At 35.1% G+C, this 23,034-nt stretch carries 22 protein-coding genes; 7 read left to right on the forward strand and 15 right to left on the reverse strand.

From position 1 onward, the window contains the following. The first annotated feature begins 80 nt into the window (after nucleotides 1-80). Both AC1Z3T_RS10050 and AC1Z3T_RS10055 read left to right on the forward strand, forming a co-directional pair. On the forward strand, nucleotides 81-1,259 hold the full coding sequence (locus AC1Z3T_RS10050; protein ID WP_100884845.1) for a YbfB/YjiJ family MFS transporter: 1,179 nt from the start codon (nucleotides 81-83) through the stop codon (nucleotides 1,257-1,259). A 161-nt stretch (nucleotides 1,260-1,420) separates the two neighbouring features. Further along, nucleotides 1,421-2,779 carry a nucleobase:cation symporter-2 family protein gene (locus AC1Z3T_RS10055; protein WP_100886270.1) on the forward strand — a complete coding sequence of 453 codons (1,359 nt, stop codon included), beginning with the start codon at nucleotides 1,421-1,423 and terminating at the stop codon, nucleotides 2,777-2,779. A gap of 68 nt (nucleotides 2,780-2,847) precedes the next feature. Here AC1Z3T_RS10055 and AC1Z3T_RS10060 read toward each other — a convergent pair whose 3' ends face one another. From AC1Z3T_RS10060 to AC1Z3T_RS10070, 3 genes are all read right to left on the reverse strand, one after another. Continuing rightward, nucleotides 2,848-4,074, reverse strand: a complete 1,227-nt coding sequence (locus AC1Z3T_RS10060; protein ID WP_042085112.1) for an alpha/beta hydrolase family protein — start codon at nucleotides 4,072-4,074, stop codon at nucleotides 2,848-2,850. A 183-nt stretch (nucleotides 4,075-4,257) separates the two neighbouring features. After that, entirely contained in the window at nucleotides 4,258-5,136 is an 879-nt protein-coding gene (gene ubiA, locus AC1Z3T_RS10065) for a 4-hydroxybenzoate octaprenyltransferase (protein ID WP_009586209.1), read from the reverse strand. A 17-nt stretch (nucleotides 5,137-5,153) separates the two neighbouring features. Then, entirely contained in the window at nucleotides 5,154-5,651 is a 498-nt protein-coding gene (locus tag AC1Z3T_RS10070; protein ID WP_042086648.1) for a chorismate--pyruvate lyase family protein, read from the reverse strand. Nucleotides 5,652-5,928: 277 nt separating this feature from the next. On the opposite strand from AC1Z3T_RS10070, the gene AC1Z3T_RS10075 reads away from it, so the two are divergent. Then, nucleotides 5,929-7,461, forward strand: a complete 1,533-nt coding sequence (locus AC1Z3T_RS10075) for a DUF4139 domain-containing protein (protein ID WP_100884844.1) — start codon at nucleotides 5,929-5,931, stop codon at nucleotides 7,459-7,461. A gap of 77 nt (nucleotides 7,462-7,538) precedes the next feature. On the opposite strand, the gene rnk is transcribed toward AC1Z3T_RS10075, so the two are convergent. The 4 genes from rnk to AC1Z3T_RS10095 form a co-directional block, all read right to left on the reverse strand. Next, nucleotides 7,539-7,943, reverse strand: coding sequence for a nucleoside diphosphate kinase regulator (gene rnk, locus AC1Z3T_RS10080; RefSeq protein ID WP_004831562.1), 405 nt, complete (start codon nucleotides 7,941-7,943; stop codon nucleotides 7,539-7,541). Between the two features lie 229 nt (nucleotides 7,944-8,172). After that, entirely contained in the window at nucleotides 8,173-9,426 is a 1,254-nt protein-coding gene (gene glyA / locus AC1Z3T_RS10085) for a serine hydroxymethyltransferase (RefSeq protein WP_004831563.1), read from the reverse strand. Nucleotides 9,427-9,586: 160 nt separating this feature from the next. Further along, nucleotides 9,587-10,813 carry an alpha/beta hydrolase family protein gene (locus AC1Z3T_RS10090; RefSeq protein ID WP_100884843.1) on the reverse strand — a complete coding sequence of 409 codons (1,227 nt, stop codon included), beginning with the start codon at nucleotides 10,811-10,813 and terminating at the stop codon, nucleotides 9,587-9,589. Nucleotides 10,814-11,884: 1,071 nt separating this feature from the next. Then, nucleotides 11,885-13,192, reverse strand: coding sequence for an alpha/beta hydrolase family protein (locus AC1Z3T_RS10095; protein WP_100884842.1), 1,308 nt, complete (start codon nucleotides 13,190-13,192; stop codon nucleotides 11,885-11,887). Between the two features lie 546 nt (nucleotides 13,193-13,738). Between AC1Z3T_RS10095 and AC1Z3T_RS10100 the strand changes: the two genes are divergently transcribed. From AC1Z3T_RS10100 to AC1Z3T_RS10110, 3 genes are all read left to right on the forward strand, one after another. Further along, nucleotides 13,739-14,440, forward strand: coding sequence for an exonuclease domain-containing protein (locus AC1Z3T_RS10100; protein WP_004831566.1), 702 nt, complete (start codon nucleotides 13,739-13,741; stop codon nucleotides 14,438-14,440). An 86-nt stretch (nucleotides 14,441-14,526) separates the two neighbouring features. After that, a complete protein-coding gene (locus tag AC1Z3T_RS10105) occupies nucleotides 14,527-15,222 on the forward strand; it encodes a hypothetical protein (protein WP_100884841.1) in 696 nt (231 codons plus the stop codon). Between the two features lie 463 nt (nucleotides 15,223-15,685). Further along, nucleotides 15,686-15,976 carry a hypothetical protein gene (locus AC1Z3T_RS10110; protein WP_004831569.1) on the forward strand — a complete coding sequence of 97 codons (291 nt, stop codon included), beginning with the start codon at nucleotides 15,686-15,688 and terminating at the stop codon, nucleotides 15,974-15,976. Between the two features lie 130 nt (nucleotides 15,977-16,106). Here AC1Z3T_RS10110 and AC1Z3T_RS10115 read toward each other — a convergent pair whose 3' ends face one another. The 3 genes from AC1Z3T_RS10115 to AC1Z3T_RS10125 all read right to left on the reverse strand — a co-directional run bounded on the left by AC1Z3T_RS10115 (nucleotide 16,107) and on the right by AC1Z3T_RS10125 (nucleotide 18,240). Beyond that, a complete protein-coding gene (locus AC1Z3T_RS10115; RefSeq protein WP_004831570.1) occupies nucleotides 16,107-16,334 on the reverse strand; it encodes a hypothetical protein in 228 nt (75 codons plus the stop codon). A 1,111-nt stretch (nucleotides 16,335-17,445) separates the two neighbouring features. Next, nucleotides 17,446-17,625, reverse strand: coding sequence for a ribbon-helix-helix protein, CopG family (locus tag AC1Z3T_RS10120; protein WP_004831572.1), 180 nt, complete (start codon nucleotides 17,623-17,625; stop codon nucleotides 17,446-17,448). A 258-nt stretch (nucleotides 17,626-17,883) separates the two neighbouring features. Beyond that, nucleotides 17,884-18,240, reverse strand: a complete 357-nt coding sequence (locus AC1Z3T_RS10125; RefSeq protein ID WP_004831574.1) for a hypothetical protein — start codon at nucleotides 18,238-18,240, stop codon at nucleotides 17,884-17,886. 223 nt (nucleotides 18,241-18,463) lie between these two features. Here AC1Z3T_RS10125 and AC1Z3T_RS10130 point away from each other — a divergent pair, with 223 nt between their 5' ends. Then, nucleotides 18,464-19,006, forward strand: coding sequence for an MAPEG family protein (locus AC1Z3T_RS10130; RefSeq protein WP_419320407.1), 543 nt, complete (start codon nucleotides 18,464-18,466; stop codon nucleotides 19,004-19,006). 773 nt (nucleotides 19,007-19,779) lie between these two features. Here AC1Z3T_RS10130 and AC1Z3T_RS10135 read toward each other — a convergent pair. The 5 genes from AC1Z3T_RS10135 to AC1Z3T_RS10155 all read right to left on the reverse strand — a co-directional run bounded on the left by AC1Z3T_RS10135 (nucleotide 19,780) and on the right by AC1Z3T_RS10155 (nucleotide 22,957). Then, a complete protein-coding gene (locus AC1Z3T_RS10135) occupies nucleotides 19,780-19,992 on the reverse strand; it encodes a helix-turn-helix transcriptional regulator (protein WP_005030142.1) in 213 nt (70 codons plus the stop codon). Next, complete coding sequence (locus tag AC1Z3T_RS10140) at nucleotides 19,989-20,366, reverse strand: hypothetical protein (protein ID WP_058970623.1); 378 nt, start codon at nucleotides 20,364-20,366, stop codon at nucleotides 19,989-19,991. The genes AC1Z3T_RS10135 and AC1Z3T_RS10140 overlap by 4 nt, the downstream gene beginning before the upstream one ends. A gap of 300 nt (nucleotides 20,367-20,666) precedes the next feature. Then, on the reverse strand, nucleotides 20,667-21,047 hold the full coding sequence (locus tag AC1Z3T_RS10145) for an MliC family protein (RefSeq protein WP_100884839.1): 381 nt from the start codon (nucleotides 21,045-21,047) through the stop codon (nucleotides 20,667-20,669). An 822-nt stretch (nucleotides 21,048-21,869) separates the two neighbouring features. Beyond that, nucleotides 21,870-22,025, reverse strand: coding sequence for a hypothetical protein (locus AC1Z3T_RS10150; protein ID WP_167387351.1), 156 nt, complete (start codon nucleotides 22,023-22,025; stop codon nucleotides 21,870-21,872). A gap of 608 nt (nucleotides 22,026-22,633) precedes the next feature. Beyond that, complete coding sequence (locus tag AC1Z3T_RS10155; protein ID WP_100884838.1) at nucleotides 22,634-22,957, reverse strand: hypothetical protein; 324 nt, start codon at nucleotides 22,955-22,957, stop codon at nucleotides 22,634-22,636. Nucleotides 22,958-23,034 lie beyond the last annotated feature (77 nt).

The following is a 23,034-nucleotide window of genomic DNA, read 5'->3' on the forward strand; positions in this document are numbered from 1 at the left end:
TAAACTAAATATTGATTATTTATTGTCATTTTTTTCAATTCGCCTTATGGTGAATTGAGTGAAAAATGGATGATATGTAAGTGAACAGGACTGTTTCAAATAAACTTCAATTGAGTGTCTTTCTTTGTCTAAGTACCTGTTTAGCGATTGGTATATTGCGATTTTCCTATACCGCATTATTGCCCACTACCCGACTCGCCTACCACTGGGATAGTAGTTTTGCCAGTATATTGGGGAGTGCTAATTTACTCGGTTATCTCATCGGTGCCTTTTGGTCGATGAAACTCCCACACACAGCCAATATGCCTCGTTATCTTGTACTTGCATCCTGTGCAGGTGCAATCAGCTTACTCAGTTGTGCATTTTCAGGTTTTTCTGAACTATGGTATGTATTCTGGCGAATCATCTCAGGCATTAGTGGTGGCTTAATCATGATTCTTGCACCCAGTATTGTGGCGCATTGTTGTCGAGCTGATGAACGCTTGAGTATCAATTTTATTGGTTTTAGTGGTATTGGGATTGGTGTACTTTCAGCTACGTTGTTTTTACCCTATCTAGATCAAATCAGCACCCAATCAGCTTGGATGATTTTGTTTGGGTTTTCAGCAATGATTTTCCTAATAAATGCTTATCTTTTACACGGGTTTAAAGATTATTTACACCAAACAAGTACCCATAACAATTCTATCAGCTCGATGGATGGTATTTATCTGAGTGTGTTAATCGTATATGCATGTAGTGCTTTTGCTTATGTGCCACACTCATTATTTTGGATTGATTATCTAAAAAACACTTTACACCTCAACCTCTACCTGATTAATTTCAACTGGATTCTTTATGGTTCAGGCAGTGCTTTGGGTGCAATCAGTGCTTACTTACTCGCACGAAAATTTGGAAATTTTACTGCCTTAAAAATATTATATAGTATCTATGTCGTTGCAATTTTGGTCGCAGTCTTTTCTATCCATCCAATCTTTACTTATATTTCCTCATTTTTTACAGGGCTTCTCAATCCAGCTGTGGTGTTCTTAACCTCCTATACGATTCTCAATCTTTATCATACAGCCTATAAAAATTTATGGAGTATCGCAACGCTAGGATTTGCCATTACTCAACTGATTGGTGGTTTATGTTTTAGCGCATTGCAACACTGGGGTGTTTCATATCATCAACAGTTTGTACTCGCTTCAGTGGTGTTGTTGTTTGGTACACTGCAATTTTTTATCTGTACCCGAATGAAGTTTAAATCGCAGGCATAAAATACGATTTTGTTAGAAGGATGATGACTTAATATTGAACGAATCATCCTACGTTTAAGCCATTCGCTGTGCATGCAAAACCAAAGCTATCCATATTTTACCGTTTGGCATACAAATTGCTCATCTAAACCATTGATGAAAAATTCATGAATGGGTTTCATATGAGCGCTGAAATTAACAAAATCAAACCTGAAGATGAAGTTCTAAGTTTAGGAAAAAACCTGACTTTTGGTCTCCAACATGTTCTCACCATGTATGGCGGTTTAATCGCTGCCCCATTGGTAGTAGGGACAGCCATCGGTTTAAATGCAGCCGAAATTGCACTATTAATTACTGCCTCGATTCTTGTTGGTGGTTTAGCTACTTTGTTACAAACATTAGGAGTGAAATGGTTTGGTGCAAAACTGCCCATAGTACAGGGCACTTCATTTGCTGCCGTGGCAAGTATGATTGCGATTGGTACTACAGGCGGTAATATTCAAACAATTTTTGGTGCAGTCATTGTCAGTTCTATTTTTGGTATGTTGATTGCACCATTTTTCTCAAAAATTGTGCGTTTCTTTCCACCGATTGTCACAGGTTCCATCATTACAATTATCGGAATTTCACTGTTACCCGTTGCCATTCGTTGGATTATGGGAGGAAATCCCAAAGCACCCTCATGGGGTTCATTAGAAAATATTGGAATTGCAGCATTCACACTCACGATCCTGCTTTTGGTCAGTCGTTTTGGTACAGCAACCATGGCACGTCTGGCAGTATTGATTGCGATTATCGTCGGTGCGATATTTACCATCTTTTTAGGCGTTGCCGACTTTTCCAAAGTAACTCAAGGTGAGCTGTTTGCTTTGCCACATTTGTTCGCCTTTGGTCTTCCTACTTTTGAAATGTCTGCCATCTTCACCATGTGTATTGTCAGTATTGTGATCCTGACTGAAACCACCGCCAGTCTATTGGCGATTGGTGAAATTGTAGATACAAAAATGGACAGTCCCCGTCTCGCAAATGGTTTAAGAGCCGATATGCTTTCTTCAGCGATTGCCCCACTATTCGGTTCATTTATGCAATGTGCCTTTGTACAAAATGTTGGCTTGGTTGCTATCTCAGGTGTGAAAAGTCGTTTTGTGGTTGCAACAGGTGGAGCAATTTTAGTGGTTTTAGGTTTATTGCCTATTTTTGGTCGTATTGTCGCAGCAATTCCAATGCCTGTTCTGGGTGGAGCGGGTATCGTTTTATTTGGTAGTGTTGCTGCAAGCGGGATTCGTACACTTTCTAAAGTCGATTATCAAATCCAGTCCAATTTAATCATTGTAGCAGTTTCAATTTGTGCGGGTTTAATTCCGTTGATTAGCCCAGAGTTTTTCAATGCATTCCCCAAAGTATTACAAACCTTATTTCACTCGGGGATTACCACGACCTGTATCGCAGCAGTCATGCTAAATATCTTCTTTAATCATCTGTCCTTTGGTAAAAGGTCGGTGAAAGCTCCAGTAAAGTCTGTACAAACTGTGACACATTAATTTATAAAAACAGAGCTTCTATTGAAGCTCTGTTTTTATATCAATAACTACATTTAATCATTAAAAGATTATTTTGTGATTGGCATATGCTTTTTAATAAAGGCAACCAATTCAGCGTTCTTTGCAACAATTGCTCCTGTATGATTTTGGTCATCTACCAGCAAGAACGTCACATCTGTACCCATATTTTTTAAGTCTTGCTGTAATTTTTCAGTCACTTGATAAGGTACTGCCATATCTAATTTACCCTGAATAATCATCACAGGTGTATTAATTTTCTTGGTTGCAGGCTGATTGTCTACTAAGAATTTTTTTACTGTTGAATTTTCTTGGAAGTTATCAATAAGCCCTGGATAGTCTAAAACAGTTTTACCGCTATTCGTGTTCAAATATTCACGAATATCTGTAATAAATTTACCCTTCAAATCTTCAAGACATGAACCATTTTCACCCGTTGTGCCCTCTGCCAATTCTACAATCAACTTAGAACGATCCTTGAAAACTTCTCGATAATTAAATCGAGGTTCATAGGCAGTGACACCTACTGTGGTATAAGCGGCATAGGCTAATAATTCAGCATAGACATCAATTGCTGTCTCAACTTTACCAGCGAGAAGAAGGTTCCGAATCGCTTGTGGTGCTACCTCAGAAATAATATAGCCTAAACTTGAAGCAGGTGCACCTGCTACTGCGCCTCTATAATTGGTATCACTATTGGAAAGTTCTGCTGTTCCTAAAGAAGCATGACCACCTTGAGACTGCCCCACGGACATCCATTGACCATTGATCTGACTACCATAATGATCTTTATAGGCTTTGACCGCATAAATCGCTGAATTTGCTTCACTCTTCAGATTTAAATACGGATGCATACCTGGTGTTCCTAAGCCCTCATAGTCAGGTGCAACCACCACATAGCCTTCTTTTAATAAACTTTGTGCCATAGCTTTAAAACCTGTTTTAAAGCCATTCCTACTTGGCGCACAGCTATCACCTACACCTACCGTCCCATGTTCCCAAACCACGACTTTCCAACCTTCCGCGGGTCTTGTTGTTTTAGGCACAAAAACCATGGCTGTGGCTTTTTTAGTTTCCCCTAAAACATTCGGCATATTATAGGTCATGACTTTGACTGAGGATGCTTCACTCATACTGTCTAAATAATATGAACTTTCAGATATATAACTTTTATTACTATTCCAATTATCCCAGTTGTCATCATCATTACATGCGCTTAAAAATAATGCTGAACCACAAGTAATAGCCAATAGTGTCCGTTTAAATAATACTTTCATTACCCTTTCCTCAAATTTTTCTTTTTTGAACAGCTCCGTGTTCCCCTCTAATTAAACATAAAAAAAAGCATCTTGCTAGAATGCTTTTAACCAAAGAGTAAAATAATATAGAAATACAAATAATTAATTTTAATTTATGTGATTTATCACACTTTAAATCAAACTCAATCAGCTTTAACCAAATCAAATGAGTGCAATAAAAATACCTGCAAAAATAATCAGTCCAACCCAACGATTGTGCCTAAATGCCCAGAAACATCTTTGTGGATCACGATCTTTGGTTTTACTCCACTGATAAATAAAGTCCCCTGAAACCAATAACAATGCAATCAGTCCTATTGGGATCAGAATATTTTCCAAATACAGCGCTGCACCAATCAATACCACACTGCTCAACTGCAATAATGAAATAATTTCTATATCATAGCGACCAAACAGGATAGCTGTAGATTTCACCCCAATTTTTAAATCATATTCTCGATCTGTAATGGCATATTGCGTATCATAGGCCACGGTCCAAGCGAGATTGCCAAAATAAAGTAACCAGCATGTCCAACCTAAAGGTTTGCCCATTGCAGTAAAAGACATGGGAATTCCCCATGAAAATGCCATTCCCAACACCACTTGGGGTAAATGGGTATAACGCTTCATGAATGGATAAATAAATGCCAGAAGCAAACCTGCTAACGCACAATAAAATGTTGCAATCGGTAAAAAAAATAAAGTGCAGGCGCTTGCAGCCACCAACCCGATAAAAACCCAAACTGCTTCTTTTGCCGAAATTACACCCGTTGCAAGAGGACGGTTTTTAGTGCGTTCAACGTGGGCATCGACTTTACGATCTGCAAAGTCATTGATTGCACAACCTGCCGCACGCATAAAAATTGTCCCTAAGACCATCGCAATCAAAGTAACAATATCCGGGATTCCTTCCGCAGCAATCCATAATGCCCACATGGTTGGCCAAAATACCAACTCTGTTCCGATAGGTTTATCAAAACGACATAGATAATAATATGCTTCTAACCGTTGTTTCCATGTGGTTTGTTGCGCTATTGCCATGACAGTCCTTCAGTACACTATTTTGAAATATGCTGTTGTTGTAAAAATTGTTCAAAAGCAGGTAAAAAAGTTTCTTGAACTATAAATTTACAACCATGCCAAGTATAACAACTTTGGCGTGTCCAACCTTCTGCTAATTTTAAAACACGTCTTTCACATAAAGGATTGGTTCTTTGGAACAAAAACTTTCCAATTGGTTTGGTTCGGATGTGTTTAAACAAACGTGCTTTGCTGTGAATACTTAAAATAGGAAAAATACTTTTTGCTTTAACCCAAGGTTGTGCATCACAACCAAATAAGTAACTTTCTCGCACCCATGAGGTATGTTGGTGAGGCATTGACATCCATTGACTGTCTAACAATGTCATTCTTTGATAGTGCTCTTGGATGGGCTGGACTTTAAAAATACCACCTGCCGCATCTGTCAATTGCTGGGTCAGGGAACCCTGTGCAAACAACCATGTTTTTAATTCAGGAGGAAATTTATGATCCCGTATTGCGCATGATTGTTTCAATGTTCACCCCTTCCATATTTTGGATGCCTCAGTTTAACTGAAATTTTTAACTTTGTTTGAGCTGATCTTTAAAATGTTCAGAATTAGTTGAAAAATCAATCAAAATTAAATCCACTCGAAAAGAACTTAATTTTCAATAAATCTCTTGATCAGTGATAAAGCATCACAAACATTGGGCTTTTTTAGTACGACTTAACTATTTTCGTTTTGATTTACCTTGATTTCTGCTACATTTTATAAATTAAAATCAATTGTAATGATTTCAGGACAAGCATAAATGAATATAAAAACTGCGCTAAAATTTAGCTTACTGTGTCTTCCCTCGACTTATAGCTTTGCACTCAACTTATCCAGTTCTCCAATCCAACAAGTTACTCTATACCCAACATTGGCAAAAATCGAACGAACCATTCCTGTGCAGGCTGGGGAACAGTTGGTGAGCTTGAGTGGACTGGCTGCCAATTTCAATATCGACCAACTGCAATATCAAAGTAGTAATATCGAAGTGAATGCAGTTTCTCACACTGACAGTGCATTAGATAAGCCTGCTGGCAATGAATCTTCACAGTTACGCGACCATATCGACGCGATTAAAAAGAAAATTTCAGAACAAAATTCAATTATTCAAGCTGCTGAGCTTCAGAATAAATTCTTGGGCAATGTGACCGAAGGTTCTGCACCTAAAGTTCGTAAGCAAGCTTATGAAGCGTTTATCGCCATTGATCAAGCCAAGATCGAAAAAGAAAAGCTTGAGCAACGTTTAGATGAGTTGGAACAAGATTTAAGCGCCATTGGTGACAGTGAATTTAATCAAAGAACCCTTAAATTTTATGTCAATGCACCACAACGGGGTGAAATTAAAATCAGTTATATGGTGCCTTATGCACGTTGGCAACCAATTTATAAAGCTGAATTGGATACCCAGACAAAGCAAATTAAGCTCACACGTATGGCAATGATTGCTCAAAAAACAGGTGAAGACTGGAATAATGTGAAGCTGGCACTGTCTACGGCAACACCGCAAAACTATGTTCAACAAGTCCAACCACAACAATGGTGGGTAAATTATTTTGAGCCAGAACCTGTTGTACGCCCTATTTATGCTATTGCTCCTGCACCAATGGCTGAAATGAGCTATGACCGAAAAGAAAAAAGTGCCAAAAAAGCGCCCCAGTTTCCACAATTCCAAGCAGCCGATCTAAACTTTAGTACTGAATTTCGATCAGAAACCAAAGCCTCTATTCCAAGTAGCCAACAGCAAATATTCTTACCTTTAAGCACAGAACAATATGCAGCAAAGCTTTCCGTATGGGCAATCCCTAAAAATAGTACCCAGGCAACGATTAATGCTGAGATTGCAAAACTGGATCAGAATTGGCCTTCAGGTACAGTGAAACTCTATCGTGACGGCGACTATATCGGGCAAAGAGCTTGGAACAACAGTGTAGATGAAAACTTACAAATGAGTTTTGGAACCGATGATCAAATCCAAATCAAAGTCACTGACTTGTCAGACAAGAAAAACCCTGTCAAAGGGACACAGTCAGAAACTACACAGAAACAGCAATATTCTGTGCAAAACTTACATAACTATCCAATTCAAGTCACTATTTTTGAATCTGAGCCACAAAGTCAAAATGGAAAACTGACCACCCACTCAACTTATAGCATTCCCCCAACGGCGACCCAATGGAATGGACAACCGAATATCAACTTATGGCAAGTGGATTTAAATCCAAAGCAAATTTATAAGTTGGATGTACAACACCAGTTTAAATATCCAAGTAAAGGTAGAACCTCTGGTTTTTAATATTCTCTTCTCTACCATAAACAATGAAGCCCAGTCATCACTGGGCTTTGATTTGCAACATGCTCATTCAGCAAAGACTAAAGATAGTCACCCTCACGTTCAGGCTGATACAATACTTTTTCAATTTTAACTTTCATTAAGTGTCCATCGGGTTGCGGCCACTCGATTTCTTGCCCTTCAGCCAAACCTAAAATAGCGGCGCCAACAGGAGCAATGACATTGACCTGCCCTTTATCACCACGGAAATCATGTGGATAAACCAGTGTAATTTCAGTTGCTTCTGTTGATGGTGCAATCGTGATCAGCACCTTTGCATTCATGGTCACAACATTTGCTGGAATGGCATCAGGTGCAACCACTTCTGCACGTGCCAATTCTTCTTCTAAATGTTGCATGGTGATCGTCAACTTTGACTGATGTTCTAACATCGTTTCCAAACGATGCAAATCCTGTTCTGAAATAATAATATTGGGTTTAGTCATGTACCGAATTCCTTTGCACTATTGCATTACCACAAGCGTATTGATAAAGCCGATCTTACAGTTATACATCAATTCACTTGCCAACTAAATTGACAAAGCAAGATATAAACTGAAATCCATAGCTTTTCATCACCGATTTCTTTTATAACAGATATTTAATCGTATATTTCTGCTTTTTATTCAACTATAAAAAAAGCCCCCTTGAGAGGGGGCTTTCTCAAGTCAATGCTTATTTTGCATAAACTGGGAATTTAGCACATACCGCTTCAACTTTAGCTTGTACTGCTTTGATTACCGCTTCATCACCTTTAGCGTCTAGGATATCAGCAATCCAACCTGCCAAATCACGAACTTCCGCTTCACCAAAACCACGAGTAGTTACTGCAGGTGTACCGATACGGATACCTGAAGTAACAAATGGAGAACGTGGATCATTTGGTACAGCATTTTTGTTCACTGTAATATGCGCTGCACCTAACCATGCGTCAGCATCTTTACCTGTCACATCTTGTTTAATCAACGATAATAAGAATAAATGGTTTTCTGTACCACCAGAAACAACATCATAACCACGTGAAATCAACACTTCAGCCATCGCTTTAGCATTAACAACCACTTGTTTTTGATATTCTTTATATTCAGGTGTCATTGCTTCTTTAAAGCAAATTGCTTTTGCCGCAACAGCATGAACCAAAGGACCACCTTGGTTACCTGGGAATACAGCAGATTGAAGTTTCTTCTCAATCTCTTCATTTGCTTTAGCAAGGATCAAACCAGAACGTGGACCACGTAAAGTTTTATGCGTAGTCGTCGTTGTTACATCCGCAATTTGTACTGGGCTTGGATATACACCAGCAGCCACTAAACCAGCAACGTGCGCCATATCAACAAATAAATATGCACCAACTTTATCCGCGATATCACGGAAACGTTGCCAATCAACAATTTGGCTATACGCAGAGAAACCAGCAACGATCATACGAGGCTTGTGTTCTACAGCCAAACGTTCAACTTCTTCGTAGTCAATTTCACCAGTTTCAGGGTTTAAACCATATTGCACTGCATTGTAAGTTTTACCTGAGAAGCTTACTTTTGCACCGTGGGTCAAGTGACCACCATGCGCTAAGCTCATTCCTAAAACAGTATCGCCTGGGTTCAAAAGTGCAAGATAGACTGCTGAGTTTGCTTGAGAACCGGCATGAGGTTGTACGTTAGCGTAGTCAGCACCAAATAATGCTTTAGCACGATCGATCGCCAATTGTTCGATCACGTCTACATATTCACAACCGCCATAATAGCGTTTACCAGGATAACCTTCGGCATATTTGTTAGTGAGTTTTGATCCTTGTGCTTCCATTACTGCAGGTGAGCAATAGTTTTCAGATGCAATCAACTCAATGTGTGCTTCTTGACGGGCATCTTCTTGAGAAATTGCTTGAGCGATTTCTGGATCAAATTCAGAAATAGAGATATTGGCGAACATTAGCGAGGTCCTATGAATTAGGGCTTTTAAGCCGTGCTAAGATTGCGCGTATTGTAGCATGAAGTTTGTAATTAAACAGAATGAAGTTTGCTCTGTTTTAAATAAAAATAGCTAATGTATCGTACATTAGCTATTTTTTTGATAATGGCAGTTTAAAGCGTTATTTTGCTGCAAACAAAGCTTTGACATCAGCAACAATATTATCAATATTTAAAGCATAGGCTGTACTATGATCCCAAGTAGGATTGGTCATATAACTCACCTGTGTACCAAAAGCTTTAGCTGTTCCGTATAAAGTATCTGTTGCGATTTTAGGGACTGTGGTATCCGCCCCACCCTGATAAATCACAACTGGTGTTTTGACTTGGACTTGTAACGGCTGCGAATCCACATCTAAGAATTTTTGTACAACAGGTAAAGTTGTAAATGTATCGGTTGTTCTTGGATAATTCTTCAATGTTCCATTGATTCCAGCGTATTGTTTCATTGCCCCAGCAAATTGCAATCCTAAAACATCATAACAAGCAGACTCAGCATTCTTCGCAATCGCATCCGTCGGTACTTTAAATACTTGGCTATAGTCTAAAGTAGGGTTTGTATTGCGTAAGCCCGCAGCAATTAATGCAGTAAAGGTATCTAAAGATGCATAAACAGGTATCTGCTGAGTTGGTGTAGCATTTTCAACTGAAAGATTTCCAACACTTAAAATTAATTTCAATTGTGAAGCTGGTGCAACAGCGACGGTTCCTTTATAGTCTAAGTTTGCACGCGCCGCATATTGCGCAGCGCCTAATGCTGCTTGACCACCTTGAGAATGTCCAACTGTGACCCACTGATTAGACGCTTTACTGCCTAGCCAACTCCGTGTTGCCACTACCGCATCAGTAATCGAATAAGCTTCACTTTTTAAATTTAAAAATGGGTGTAATTCTTTACCACCAGGCTCGCCCAAGCCTTCGTAATCAGGTGCGACCACCACGTAGCCTGCTGCAAGAAACTTAGAAATCATGCCTTTAATATGGTCATTCATCACATTACGACTTGGTGCACATACATCTGCAACTCCTGTTGTCCCATGTGCCCAAACCACGATTGGCCAACCACCTGCTGGTGCTACAGTTTTCGGTGTAAAGACCAGTGAGGTTGCTTGAACTTCGGTACCATTAATACCTTTCATTTTATAGGTCATCACGACACTATCCGTTGCCACAGCAGAAAAGTCAGTTGCAGTATATGCGCTTGGTGTTCCCACAACAGGATTGGCAATCGTGTTGACATCTGTATTATCTGGAGAAGCTCCAGATGAACTCCCTCCACCACCGTTATTACATGCTGTTAAAGCGATCCCGGAACTTATAATTAAAACTGTTAGTAAATTCTTTTTCATGTGATTTATCCTTAAACACAATTTTTTAAATATTTTATATCACTTATTACACATAAGTATTTCATGAATACGTCAAAAAAATATGTTAGGCAAGTCTTTTGCTCATTATTTTTAAGGGATGAATCAACTGAATAAATCATCAATAATGGCATCAAACCACACAAGGCATCATGTTTATTGTTAACACATTGAACAATATATAGAAATCTAAACTGCCAAGAAATGGCTATTTATTGTTTATAAAATTAATATCAAAGTAGCTTAAAGATTCGTTTAAAATTTCAATTTAATCTTACTTCAACGACGCTAACTTTTTCTCAGAATAAGATTCAACAGCATATCGCCAATCTGTTGAAAAATGCATATCGCAACATATAATTTCTTGATCAATAAAATCAATGCAATAAAGATCGTTTTGAATGATGTGAAGCTTTCCTAACCAAACTGTTATGCTGTACATCTAAAACCTAAATAAATTTACCTAGATGATGCTTCACTTTGTCTGACCCATTTTTTGTTTAACCGTATTCTTGCGATGCAAAAAAGGTAGTGCTTTGTTTTTTGCTCATATACGCATATAACCTCACTCAACATGGCAACATCCATGTCACCTCGCGATAGCAAGACTATCGATGATGCAAAAGTACAGAATAAATGAATCACAAAAATTTTATAAAATTTGCATAAGAAACAAAAAATTAACTCAGCATAAATGATTAAAATAAAAAATCACTGGTATGAATACTCAAGAAATGTTGAATGCATACCCTATTGATTTAAATATTTAAAAAAAATTTGACTACAGGACAATGAGAGATAGATTGACTCAATCTTTTCGCAAACTAACTATTTCACAAACTAAAAACTATAAAAGTCATTGCTAAAAACCTGAGGATTTCCCTCTGCCTTTGCATATATTAGATGAAACAGGATGCTAACAACGTTATTGCTGAATGAAGATGCTAATCATGTTGCATTAGATAAATAAAGCAAGTTGAGTTATTCATAAGCTACCACTGTTCGATTGAACAGTGGCAAAATTTAAAAACGATACTGGTCAATATTTAAGGATTAGTTTGATAGCAGTGTTTTAATATCCGCCAATAAGTTTCCGTTTTTAGCATTTACAGTATAAGCGGTACTATGGTCCCATTTTGGATCGGTTCGATAATCAATTTTTGTGGTTAATGCTCGTGCTTGCGCCACTAATGCGTCTGTTGCCTGAGGCAACACCAATGTATCTGCACCACCTTGATAAATAATAATTGGTGTTTTAACCAAGACTTGAAGAGGTTGTGAATCTTTCTCCAAAAATTGTTTGACGATCGGATCATCCATATAGCCCACATTTCGACGTGGATAATCTTTTATACTGAAGTTATTTTTATAAGCGTATTCCCCTATTCCTCGCGTAAAAGCAAGTCCTAGATTAAGCACACATATAGACTCTGCTTGTTCTGCAATTTTATCGGTAGGAGACTTAAAGACCTGACTATACACACCGCTTACACCATAAGTAGCCTTAATACTTGCTGCAATTAACGAAGTAAACCCATCTGTAGCAACATAACCTAAGACTTTACGTTCGTATTCCGGGTTTGTTTCACCATTTTCATCCAGCATATTATCAGGTAACCCTTCTAATTTAAATTGAATTAAAGTGTCAATCATTTTTAAATTAGACGCTGGTGCAATTGCCACTGCACCTTTATAGTCCATATTGGCACGTGCTGCATATTGTGCTGCACCCAATGCCGCTTGCCCTCCTTGTGAATGCCCCACTACTGCCCATTTATTAGAGACCTTATCACGTAACCAACTTTTGGTTGCTACCACTGCATCCGTAATTGAATAAGCCTCACTTTTGACATTGAGAAAAGGATGGAGTTCTTTATCGCCAGGCTCACCCAAACCTTCATAATCAGGTGCGACAACCACATAACCTTCTTTAACAAAACTATCAATCATGTCTTTAATCGTTGGATCACCTGGACCAAAAATACCTTGTATCGTCAATTTATTAACACTCGGTGCACAAATATCTGCGACACCCGTTGTACCATGCGCCCACACTACGATTGGCCAGCCCCCTACAGGCGGTGCTGTTTTAGGTGTAAAAACTAAGCTGGTTGCGAGTGTCTCGGTTCCTTTGATGCCTTTCATTTTATAAGTCATCACCACACTTTCTGCAGCATTTGGTGGTGCATCATCTTTAATATATTTATATGCAGCAGGTGTTCCCACCACAGGGTTTTGAATATTATTGATGTCTACATTTGATGTGGTAGATGGACCTCCATCATTATTGTCATCTCCTCCACATGCCGTTAAAAATACAACTGAACTTGCTAATAATATCGAAAGCGCATTTCTTTTCATTTTATTCATCCTTGTTGCCTATCTTGTTTTAATACTTCAGTGTGAATCATTCCAATTCATCCTCACTGATCATTCGATTACCTAGCTTTTGGCGGGGTATTTTTTGCACATTACCTTAAATCCAATAATTAAGATAATCTACAATATAATTATCTTATTAAAATAAATTTGCAAGCAGTATTCGATGGCTATTATTTTGATATTCATTAGAAAATATTTAAAAAAAGTAGATTAATTTGGTTTTAAACCAAAAAATGAGGTGTGATTCACTGTATCCAATATAATTCATAATCTTTACCATAAAAAAACCAACAAGCCCAAATATTAAGATGTTCTTATAAATTTTTAAGTGAATAATGATAGCCTGCATCAACTCGGGATATAATTTATATTTTAATCACGCAACCAACATACAAAGTCAGAACGGATTAGGATTTAAACAAAAGCAAATCAAAACTGGCTTTCAAATAACTTTAAATTGTATTCAATGCTTAAAAAAGCTAGGGTACTCAAAAGCTCCTGGTCAAAGCGGTGAAGGAACAAAAGATGCAAGCTATTATTTTAGATACAGAAACACATACACTCAATGGTCTACCTATTGAAATTGCTTATGCACCTATTCAGATTGAAGCAGGAAAACTCAGTTTAGATCGTAAGCAAATATTTGATCAGCTTTACAGTATTGGCAATGAAAAAATCTCTTTTGCCTCTATGGCGGTTCACCATATTTTAGAAGCAGACATTGCAGGACAACCCAACTTTTCGGACTTCGAGCTTCCTAAAGAAACCACATATATCATTGGTCATAATATTGATTATGATATTCGTGCCATTGAACAATGCGGTGTGGATACTTCAAAAATCAAAGCTATTTGTACGCTGGCACTGGCTCGTTTAGTTTGGCCAGATGCTGAAGCCCATAATATTTCTGCGCTGATTTATATGATCAGTAAAGGCAGTGAAAAAGCACGTGAAATGCTCAAAAGTGCACATCGTGCAGATGCAGATATTATTTTAACAGCCAATATTTTAATGCACATTATTCATCATTTAAAAATTCAGACTTTAGAAGAACTCTATGAAGCCTCTGAAGACGCGCGTATACCAAGAACAATAAACTTTGGCAAACACCGCGGTACTGCAATTTCAGAATTACCCTCAGACTATGTGCAATGGTTATTACGCCAAGAGGACCTAGACCCTTATTTACGTAAAGCCTTAGAAAACGCAAACCTAATCACACTTTAGCCTTTTGATTTGTAACAATAAAGTCATATTAGTGTAATTTTCATTCTTTATCCTTGGGTCAATTTATTGGGGGAATAACTTGACTCATGGATCAATATTTTAAAACTGACTTGGGAATTCAGGCATTAAAACAGCGGTCATTTCAACTGAATGCACGTCAAAGACAGTTATTACTCCTGATCGGTACTGATGATTTTAAAATCTTGAACAGTGCTTTAAAACAACGCTTGGCGACCCCTGAACTGATTCAACAATTAGAAGAACTTGGTTTGATTTTTCAGGATAGTGCACCATCTGCGGATAAAAAAAATTATACCGCCCTATCAGCAGTGACAACTTCAATTGCATTAGACACAAACCAACAACCAACTTTGGCTCAAACAACAAAAAGTCAATCTTCAAAAGAAGATCTCATTTCCTCAATTAGCATCAGTGAAAAATTAACAGAAGTATCCTCACCCGACAATCTCCACACCAATGAGCCAACCCATGATCTAAAACCACAACTAGAAACACCAGCACAGAAGGAAAATAAACTCGAACATGTCCATATCAGTTTTGATGAGATCAAACAAAAAATGGCACATCTATTACAAACTCATTGTGGACTTATGACTAAACAATTGGTGATACAGATCCAGCAGGCAAAATCTATCCGAGATATTAAATTTTGCCAAATGCAATGGATTACCGCATTACAAGAGTCCAGAATTTCACCAGTTGAGCTAAATCAAACCATGCAACAAATTAATTATTCTTTACAACATCTACAATCATCATAGTTTTAAAAGCCTTACAAGCATGAGGCTTAACATTTAGTTTTAACCCCCCTTAGAATGACACAATTGAGTGCTTTTAACGTCATTCTAAGTTTTTTAATCTAAACAGATTAATATTTTTTAAAAGATGGATAATGATCAAATTTGGCAGATCATCGCCCTTGAAAATGATCATTATTTATCGGAACAAAAGCTGAATTTAGAATTAAAATCTGCTTTGCTCACAGAATTCCTTCAACACTTACACATTGAATTTCAACATTATGATGTAGAAATACAACATTTCCATGTCTAAAATCAAATGTCTTATATCCCCTAACATCACCAGCATATTTCATTGATATTAATGATGAATTAACTTCAGTCCATATGTCTTATTATATCTTTTTACAAAATCAAATTGTCTATTTTTACATCAGGCTATACAATAAACACTCAGCTAACTTGTTCAAATAATTACACAATTATGACTACTTATATTACCAAATCGACCAATCAAACAGCATTAGCACTTTCAAATTTTCATTCAACTTTTGAACAGTGTTTGACGGCTGTTTCTAATATTAAGCATAAAAGAGATTTACGAATCAAAGATGATCCAATGTCCTCACAACATGTGTTGGTACAAAGTTATCAATCTGGATCACTCAAAGGTGATTTAAGAATTGAAAAACGCGCTGTTGTTCAAGCCAATCGAGACCGCTTAGCCCTTTATCATTTAGTTGCTGTTGTTCTTGATCATTTTAAAACTGCTTGATTTTTTTAGTAGAAACTTGGTTATTGCTGTTCAGCTTTAGACGTTTTAATGTTTAGCTATAATAAAAATGTGTTGGATAAATACCTCCAACACATTTTTTTAATTGTCACATCATTGGTCTAGTTAAAAATTAACTCACCTGTTCAATGATGCGATAAATACTATCACTTTCTTTACTCTCAAACAGTAATTCAATACTCGGCAATATCTTTTCGCCATCTACCACAATATGATCTATCTTTTGGAACAAGGATAAATTTTCAGCATCTTCATGCTCTTGCAATTTGTTTAACCATGCCATTGCATTTAATTCGTTGCTATATTGATCCTTCACCTTGACTGTAATCATTTCAGACATTTTCCTATCCTCTTTTTTATATACTGTTTTTCTTATAGCATGACATTGAATAAAATTTCTTGTGAAGTTGTTAGATTTTATGGCAATGTTAAAGCATTGCAACTTATGAATATTTTTCAGTTATAAAACAATCGATTACTTTGAATATTTTATGTAAATTTTGTCTATCTTAATTATTTCATCAGATTTCAAAATGAAAAAGCTCACATTTCTGTGAGCTTTTTGATGTTGGAAAGCTAGTGCTTATTTTTTATTTGAACTGGAGTCACAAATTCAATAAGCCGTCATTGATCTGTCCAACTACTTCGTAGCATCTTATCGATCTACTGTAGTTATAATATAGGCAGAACTTTGACCATCTGCAAGAAGCAGTAACATTATTCAACCTAATTACAGCGATTTTAAAATTGAATTATTTTAAAAACAGCAGATAATATTTGAGCCTAAATTGATGATCAATTTTTCAATCTTTAAAGAATAATAGCTGCTAAGCACTAAAATGAAATTAAACTTTGAGAGTACTTTAAAATGATCATTTTTCCGAATTAAAAATTCAGATAAAAAGTATAAAATTTTTTGAAAATAAATCATTTGTATGAAAAATTATGCGGCTTGAATATAAATGATCAGAAATTTACACGATCAATTATCACTTAGTATGTTTTTTTGTCGGATGAAAATTTGAGTCATGGCGATAATGTACTATATTCATTGTCTTTGAACTTCTTTACATTTTACCAATATTACCTAGAGTTATCGTACAGCTACATTTATAGTGCAATTATGTTCTGAGTCTTTTGCATTACGAAAATTTAATTGGTGCTTGAAACACTGACAATACGCTCTAGACTGAGTATACTTTATTTTTTCAGGAATATTTACACCCAAACATTCAGATTCAATATGCCCCATTTGTGATAAAGGAAACTCTCCTTTAAGTATTAATCCGACTGCGCCAAATACAATCAACATCACAAAAATTATCAATATTATATAAGTTCTCATTATTCTGAATTTTCATCTTTTTATAACTCAATAAAAATTAAGCAGATCTGTCAACAAGACTGTACTGCTCAATCATCATCGACCGTCTCATAAAACATACGATTTATTATTTTTTTACAACAGAGGATTTAGTGGCATATTCAACACCATGTTTTTCTAAATATTCACGAATTAATTGGCGAACAACTTGAGAAGGTTTTAAGTCTTGACGGTTACATAATTCTTCAAATGCTTCTTTTTTATTTGGATCGATTAAAATTGTTAACCTTGCCGTTTTATTTTCCATACCCCATTTCCTTAAATTTCTTAGAAATAGAATTGTAATAATATTTAGAAGATTTTCAATGATAATTTTTTATCTCACCAACCTTACAAGATAAGACATATACATATGATTTATAACACTTTATTTTAATAATTTTAATATTTAAATGATAAATCGATCATAATTTTTTGTGAATATTATCAAATATTTTAATTTTAAAGCTAAAATTCACACAAAAGGCTATCACAACAACGCGAAGTAATAGCCAAGTCTCTATTTTTAAGAGAAATCTAATTCTTTTTCAAAAATTCTAAGTTCGTGTCTAGCCATTGCTAAATTAGATTTTTGACGATCCAATACTAAATATAAAAATAAATCACTGTTTTTCTCTAACGGTCTAAGTAAATGATACTGTTTACCTAAAGTAATCAAAATATCATCAATAGTATCTTTCAAGTTCAACGCATCAGCAGTTTTCATTTTCGCACGTAAAACCTCAGTATTCCCCGCAGCTGCAAGCTCCAAATCAATGCCTGTTCCTTGTGCTGCCAATGAAAGACCACTTGTACAATCAACAAGTGCTGAAGCTGTAAACCCGTCAATATCTGCTAATGGTGTTAAGTCAATTTTAGCCATTTATATATACCTTTTATTAAGTAAAAACCGTATGAACCATCTGAGGAGTCTGGCTCATGTTTAAAAGTATCATAAAATTATAATAAAATATTATTTTATGATAATAATATGTGATTTTTTTAGTCTAATTAAAAAAAAAGACAATATTTCTTTTCAGAAGGCATTTCTGATTTACTTTAAAATTCACATGTGAATCGACACGATTCATATAAATAAAGATGATTTGGAAAATAAATTTAATTTTCCTTATAAAAATATTAAAAAAATATTGACAAAAAATAATTTAAATATAAAAACTTATGTGTTTATCATTTTCTTTGTAGCATACTTGGGTAGATGTTTTATGTATAACTTGCTCCACATATATGCTTTATGTATTACAGCACTTTTCATTAAAATGTTTGCGATATCATGTTATCAAGGTTATTTCCGTATTAAAAATAAGGCTTTTAAAAATAAAGAAGATGCACAATATCTAAACATGAATGCCCATCCCGAAGAACTTCCGCAAGTGGTGAGAGCAAGTCAAGCCTGGGCTAACGATTTAGAAAATATTCCTGTGTTTTGGGTACTTGGTGGCATTTGTATCGCCTTGAATTTGAACACAAAATTGATAGCATGGACGTTTAGTGTTTTTACCATTGCACGTATTGCTCATACAATAACCTATTTAGTAGGAATACAGCCTTGGAGAACGATCTCTTATATAACTGGTATCGTTTGCCTATTTATTTTAACCTTTATTATTATACTGGCTTGTTTATGACTGATATAAGTGTAGGATGCTTCTAAATCAATCGCCAACAACATATTATGGTTGTGATAACGATCACAATATAACTATTTATTTGATGCAGATAAATGCAAGATATGGTGCAATTTATAATTAAATTGAAAAATAAAGTGCTTGATATAATATAAAAGCTAAACTGTTATATAAATGCAGATTGACATTAAACTCATGCAAAATTTAGAATGATCAAAATATATCATCTCACTATCCAACAAAAATGTGATCTAACTAAACCCACACATACTAAAAATATATTCTTATTGCGATTTATCTTAATAAAAGTAGATGTGACACAACCCCGTACTGTATCGCTATTTTAAGTATAAACATAAACAACACTTATGCACTGTCACGCAAGCCCAATATACATCATCGTAATACACCTGGATCTGAGAACATAACCACGACGTAAAGAAAGCAAGAGAATTGGTTAGGAGATAGACTTAACTCATCCTGATGGTTGGTGACCTTATCCAAATGTTATTTTCAAATGCTCAGCTTTATATAATCAGAAAAATATCCAGCCTCAATCTGCATAATTTTAGCTGGAAAATTGGTCATGCTAAATGCTTCGACACTACATATTGCATCGGTCAATAAAGTTACCAACAAAGATAAATCTCTAAATAGCAACAATCTTAGAGCAATCCAATACCACCTTATACTCACACCCCCTTATTTTATTATCTAATTTGCCAGGCTTGGATATTTTCCTCTTTGTTTATCAAATGCTTATTTATCTCTACTTAGCGTTCATTTTTTATTGTTTCTTCATCCTGAAAAATAGCTTCTATAGATAAACCAAAAAGTCTTGCTATTTTAAAGGCTAAAGGGAGACTTGGATCATAACGCTCTTTTTCGATAGCATTGATAGTTTGACGTGAAACACCAAGTAATTCCGCAATTTGTTGTTGCGACCAACCTTGCTTCATTCTTAATTCAGATAAAATATTTTTCATCGATAACGCCAACTTCCAATTGCGATCCCCATTCCCCACAATGTTGCCATTAATGGCCAAACAAAAAACATCGATAGTAAAGGAAATCCAATATTTTCTAAAAAGCCATAGCTAAATGTGATGAGCGCAGTACCAACAAAGGCGATTGCAAAAGCTTGTAGTTGAATTCGATGTTGCATTTCATCTAATTGCGATAACTGTCTAATCACGCTCCAACATACGAATACGCAAGGAATGACGGGCAATAAAGTTACAATCATTTGTGTTGAATCATCAAGTTGATTATTTTTTAAATATCTTAGAGAAAAAACCAACACTAAAATATACAGCAAGATAGATAAAACCAATTCAAAAAGGTGTCTAAATTTATTCATAGCGCACTCATGTAAAGTAAACTTTACACAAGCATAATTAATTTCAAATTAAATGTAAAGGATGCTTTACATCAATAATGATTGATGTGAATAAACTAATTAAAAGCATCGTACACCTGATCTACTCTTTTTGAAGTAACCCAATTCAATAAAAATATATTTTTTATTTAAAATCATACACATAGTTTATATTTAAACTTTACAGCAATGTTTTTAAATCGTCTAAGATATTTAAAGTGAAAAAAATTATGGGGTATCATAAAAAACCCCACCAAAAGGTGGGGCAATTTATATCCAAGTTTATTTAACTTCTTTCACCGAAAAAGACTGATCTTTTACAAGTTCAATTGTTGCTTCCTCACCTTTGGAATGAATTGACACACCATTTTCACCTTCTAGACGCATACCACTGCCAGCTGGAACTTCTTTAAGTGAATAGTTATGCCCTTCACTATCTGTCAAAGTTGCTGTAGCAAAATTATCAGTTGTTTGAAGTGTGAATTGCTTTTTATCATTAGTTTCATATTTCACTGTTTTTTGGTTCGACTCATTGCTGTCTACCTGAGCAACAGGACTACTTGCTTCTCCTGTTGAGGCATTGTTTTTTTCTTTGTCTTTTGCATTACATCCAACTAAAAAAAAAGCAGTTAAAATAGAGGAAATTAATAATATTTTTTTCATGATTAATCTCAGTAGAAATAAGAAGTTTAAGTTCTACCACAGGACTTGAAGCTCATCCAACCAGCGATTGCGAATTCACTACTGGTTCCGTACAGAAATCATAAACATTATTTATAATACTATACATTTCATATTTTATTTTTAGCTATTTATATGCTAACCAGCCATAGATTTTAAATTAAGATTTATTTGAATAATAAATTAATGCAATGATTGCGATGAACACGATGCTGATTTGGAGAAGCAAAGAAAACATCAATTTTCCTAGGAGAATACAAAAATTTTCATTGAATTTAAAAGTTGTAGCTTCATCACTTAACATCGATATTGCTAATTTTTCCGCATTTACGGCATTCTTTTATGCAGCTTATATTAGGATATTCAAAAACATGAATACAAAGCAATTGTCTAATTCGCAACATCATAAAAATATGCCTTAAAAAAGCCCACATGATTGGATAATGTGGGCAACTACATGAAAAGCTTCTATTAGGTAAAGCTTGAAACTACAAAGTAATTTCTGGCTCAAATTTTAAAACAAAAACAATCAAGAACATTGGCATTAAATGACAATTTTTAAAATTTTATTTTAAATCAACACTTAATATTAAAAATACTAAACAATAATTAAATACTATAAATGTTCAATAATTAATGGACGATACTTAAAAGATTAAAGGTGCACATCGAAACATCTGAGATTAAAAAATATGGAGATAAACAAATTTTTAAATTTATTGTGAAAAGTTTAAAATCACGCTATAAAATTACTTCTTGTTACCCAACAAGCCCCTTAAATTAGAGACCTGCTGGAATAGATAGTTACGACTGAGGTTGAATGTCCTTCTCATCATTCTTGTCGTTTTTGCTTGTCTTGGTCAGATTTTTTGTCTTGGTTTTATCAGCGCCATTTTTATGTGACTGATAATAACAACCAATTGCGATCCCAGTGCCTAATAATGCTGCAGTCTTAAACATGACATTCCTCGTACTGAATAAAAAAGGTCTAATAGGAATAACATCAAATTAAAACCTGTGTATTTCAACATGTTAGTTGTGAAAGAATATGTGAAATTTTATAACATTAGATTTCAAAAATCATTTTAATTTTAATATTTTTCAATTGGTTAGAATTTATTTAATTTATAAACTGTTAACAGAACTGTCACACTTTGGACTATTTTTCATTGAATCATTAATTAATCAACATTTCCCTAAAAACAATCCATAAAAAAGCCCATCCTCAGATGAGCCCTTTACTTAGATTACACTATTTTAAAACCCACATCCCTGATGGAATATTTCCAAAGAGATGTACTAACAATGTAAGAACAACAAACATAAATATGAAAAAAGCGATGTTTATTGATTTATATATCATGTGATCACCCTCATTTTATTGTTGTTCTTTTTTTATACACTAATAACATAAAATTTACAAACCTTTTCAAAAAAACCCTATATTAAAAAGATTTATATAGTTATATCTATTCGGGCTAACAATCAGCAATCTTGTTGATTTTTCATTTTATTAAAACAATAAACACCAATATACATTTACTTTATTGTAGCTCTTGATAGAACGTTCATTTCATGATTTCACTGTGTAACCATTTTAAATAATTTTCTTTGTCATGAAATTGAGGAGACTGGTTTACATTCAAAGCAACTTCTTTCCCATCAACTAAAATTACATAATTTTTTGCCATCTGTGAACACTCATCATCAGGTCGTGCAAGAATAAAAAAATATTTTAGAAACAGGGTATTATAAAGTATATTATCCATGATTGATTTAAGATCATTTAACTGTCTATTTTTCTTTGTGAATTTCTGATGATCATCTTTTTCAGGAAAATGCTGACTTGTCTTAAACGCTTCATATTTTTCATCTAATTCATTAATATTCATATTATTTATCACCAAAATTTTATTCCTACTTTAAATGAATGCAGTCAACCTGTTCTACATTCACCATAAACATGTTT

The sequence above is a fragment of the Acinetobacter sp. B-6 genome (assembly GCF_056930735.1).

Excerpts from the sequence above, each read along its gene's own strand:
- AC1Z3T_RS10055 (WP_100886270.1), top strand. The coding sequence starts at position 1,421 with ATGAGCGCTGAAATTAACAAAATCAAACCTGAAGATGAAGTTCTAAGT.
- AC1Z3T_RS10060 (WP_042085112.1), bottom strand. The coding sequence starts at position 4,074 with ATGAAAGTATTATTTAAACGGACACTATTGGCTATTACTTGTGGTTCA.
- ubiA (WP_009586209.1), bottom strand. The coding sequence starts at position 5,136 with ATGGCAATAGCGCAACAAACCACATGGAAACAACGGTTAGAAGCATAT.
- AC1Z3T_RS10075 (WP_100884844.1), top strand. The coding sequence starts at position 5,929 with ATGAATATAAAAACTGCGCTAAAATTTAGCTTACTGTGTCTTCCCTCG.
- rnk (WP_004831562.1), bottom strand. The coding sequence starts at position 7,943 with ATGACTAAACCCAATATTATTATTTCAGAACAGGATTTGCATCGTTTG.
- glyA (WP_004831563.1), bottom strand. The coding sequence starts at position 9,426 with ATGTTCGCCAATATCTCTATTTCTGAATTTGATCCAGAAATCGCTCAA.
- AC1Z3T_RS10090 (WP_100884843.1), bottom strand. The coding sequence starts at position 10,813 with ATGAAAAAGAATTTACTAACAGTTTTAATTATAAGTTCCGGGATCGCT.
- AC1Z3T_RS10095 (WP_100884842.1), bottom strand. The coding sequence starts at position 13,192 with ATGAAAAGAAATGCGCTTTCGATATTATTAGCAAGTTCAGTTGTATTT.
- AC1Z3T_RS10100 (WP_004831566.1), top strand. The coding sequence starts at position 13,739 with ATGCAAGCTATTATTTTAGATACAGAAACACATACACTCAATGGTCTA.
- AC1Z3T_RS10105 (WP_100884841.1), top strand. The coding sequence starts at position 14,527 with ATGGATCAATATTTTAAAACTGACTTGGGAATTCAGGCATTAAAACAG.
- AC1Z3T_RS10110 (WP_004831569.1), top strand. The coding sequence starts at position 15,686 with ATGACTACTTATATTACCAAATCGACCAATCAAACAGCATTAGCACTT.
- AC1Z3T_RS10115 (WP_004831570.1), bottom strand. The coding sequence starts at position 16,334 with ATGTCTGAAATGATTACAGTCAAGGTGAAGGATCAATATAGCAACGAA.
- AC1Z3T_RS10120 (WP_004831572.1), bottom strand. The coding sequence starts at position 17,625 with ATGGAAAATAAAACGGCAAGGTTAACAATTTTAATCGATCCAAATAAA.
- AC1Z3T_RS10125 (WP_004831574.1), bottom strand. The coding sequence starts at position 18,240 with ATGGCTAAAATTGACTTAACACCATTAGCAGATATTGACGGGTTTACA.
- AC1Z3T_RS10135 (WP_005030142.1), bottom strand. The coding sequence starts at position 19,992 with ATGAAAAATATTTTATCTGAATTAAGAATGAAGCAAGGTTGGTCGCAA.
- AC1Z3T_RS10140 (WP_058970623.1), bottom strand. The coding sequence starts at position 20,366 with ATGAATAAATTTAGACACCTTTTTGAATTGGTTTTATCTATCTTGCTG.
- AC1Z3T_RS10145 (WP_100884839.1), bottom strand. The coding sequence starts at position 21,047 with ATGAAAAAAATATTATTAATTTCCTCTATTTTAACTGCTTTTTTTTTA.
- AC1Z3T_RS10150 (WP_167387351.1), bottom strand. The coding sequence starts at position 22,025 with ATGTTTAAGACTGCAGCATTATTAGGCACTGGGATCGCAATTGGTTGT.
- AC1Z3T_RS10155 (WP_100884838.1), bottom strand. The coding sequence starts at position 22,957 with ATGAATATTAATGAATTAGATGAAAAATATGAAGCGTTTAAGACAAGT.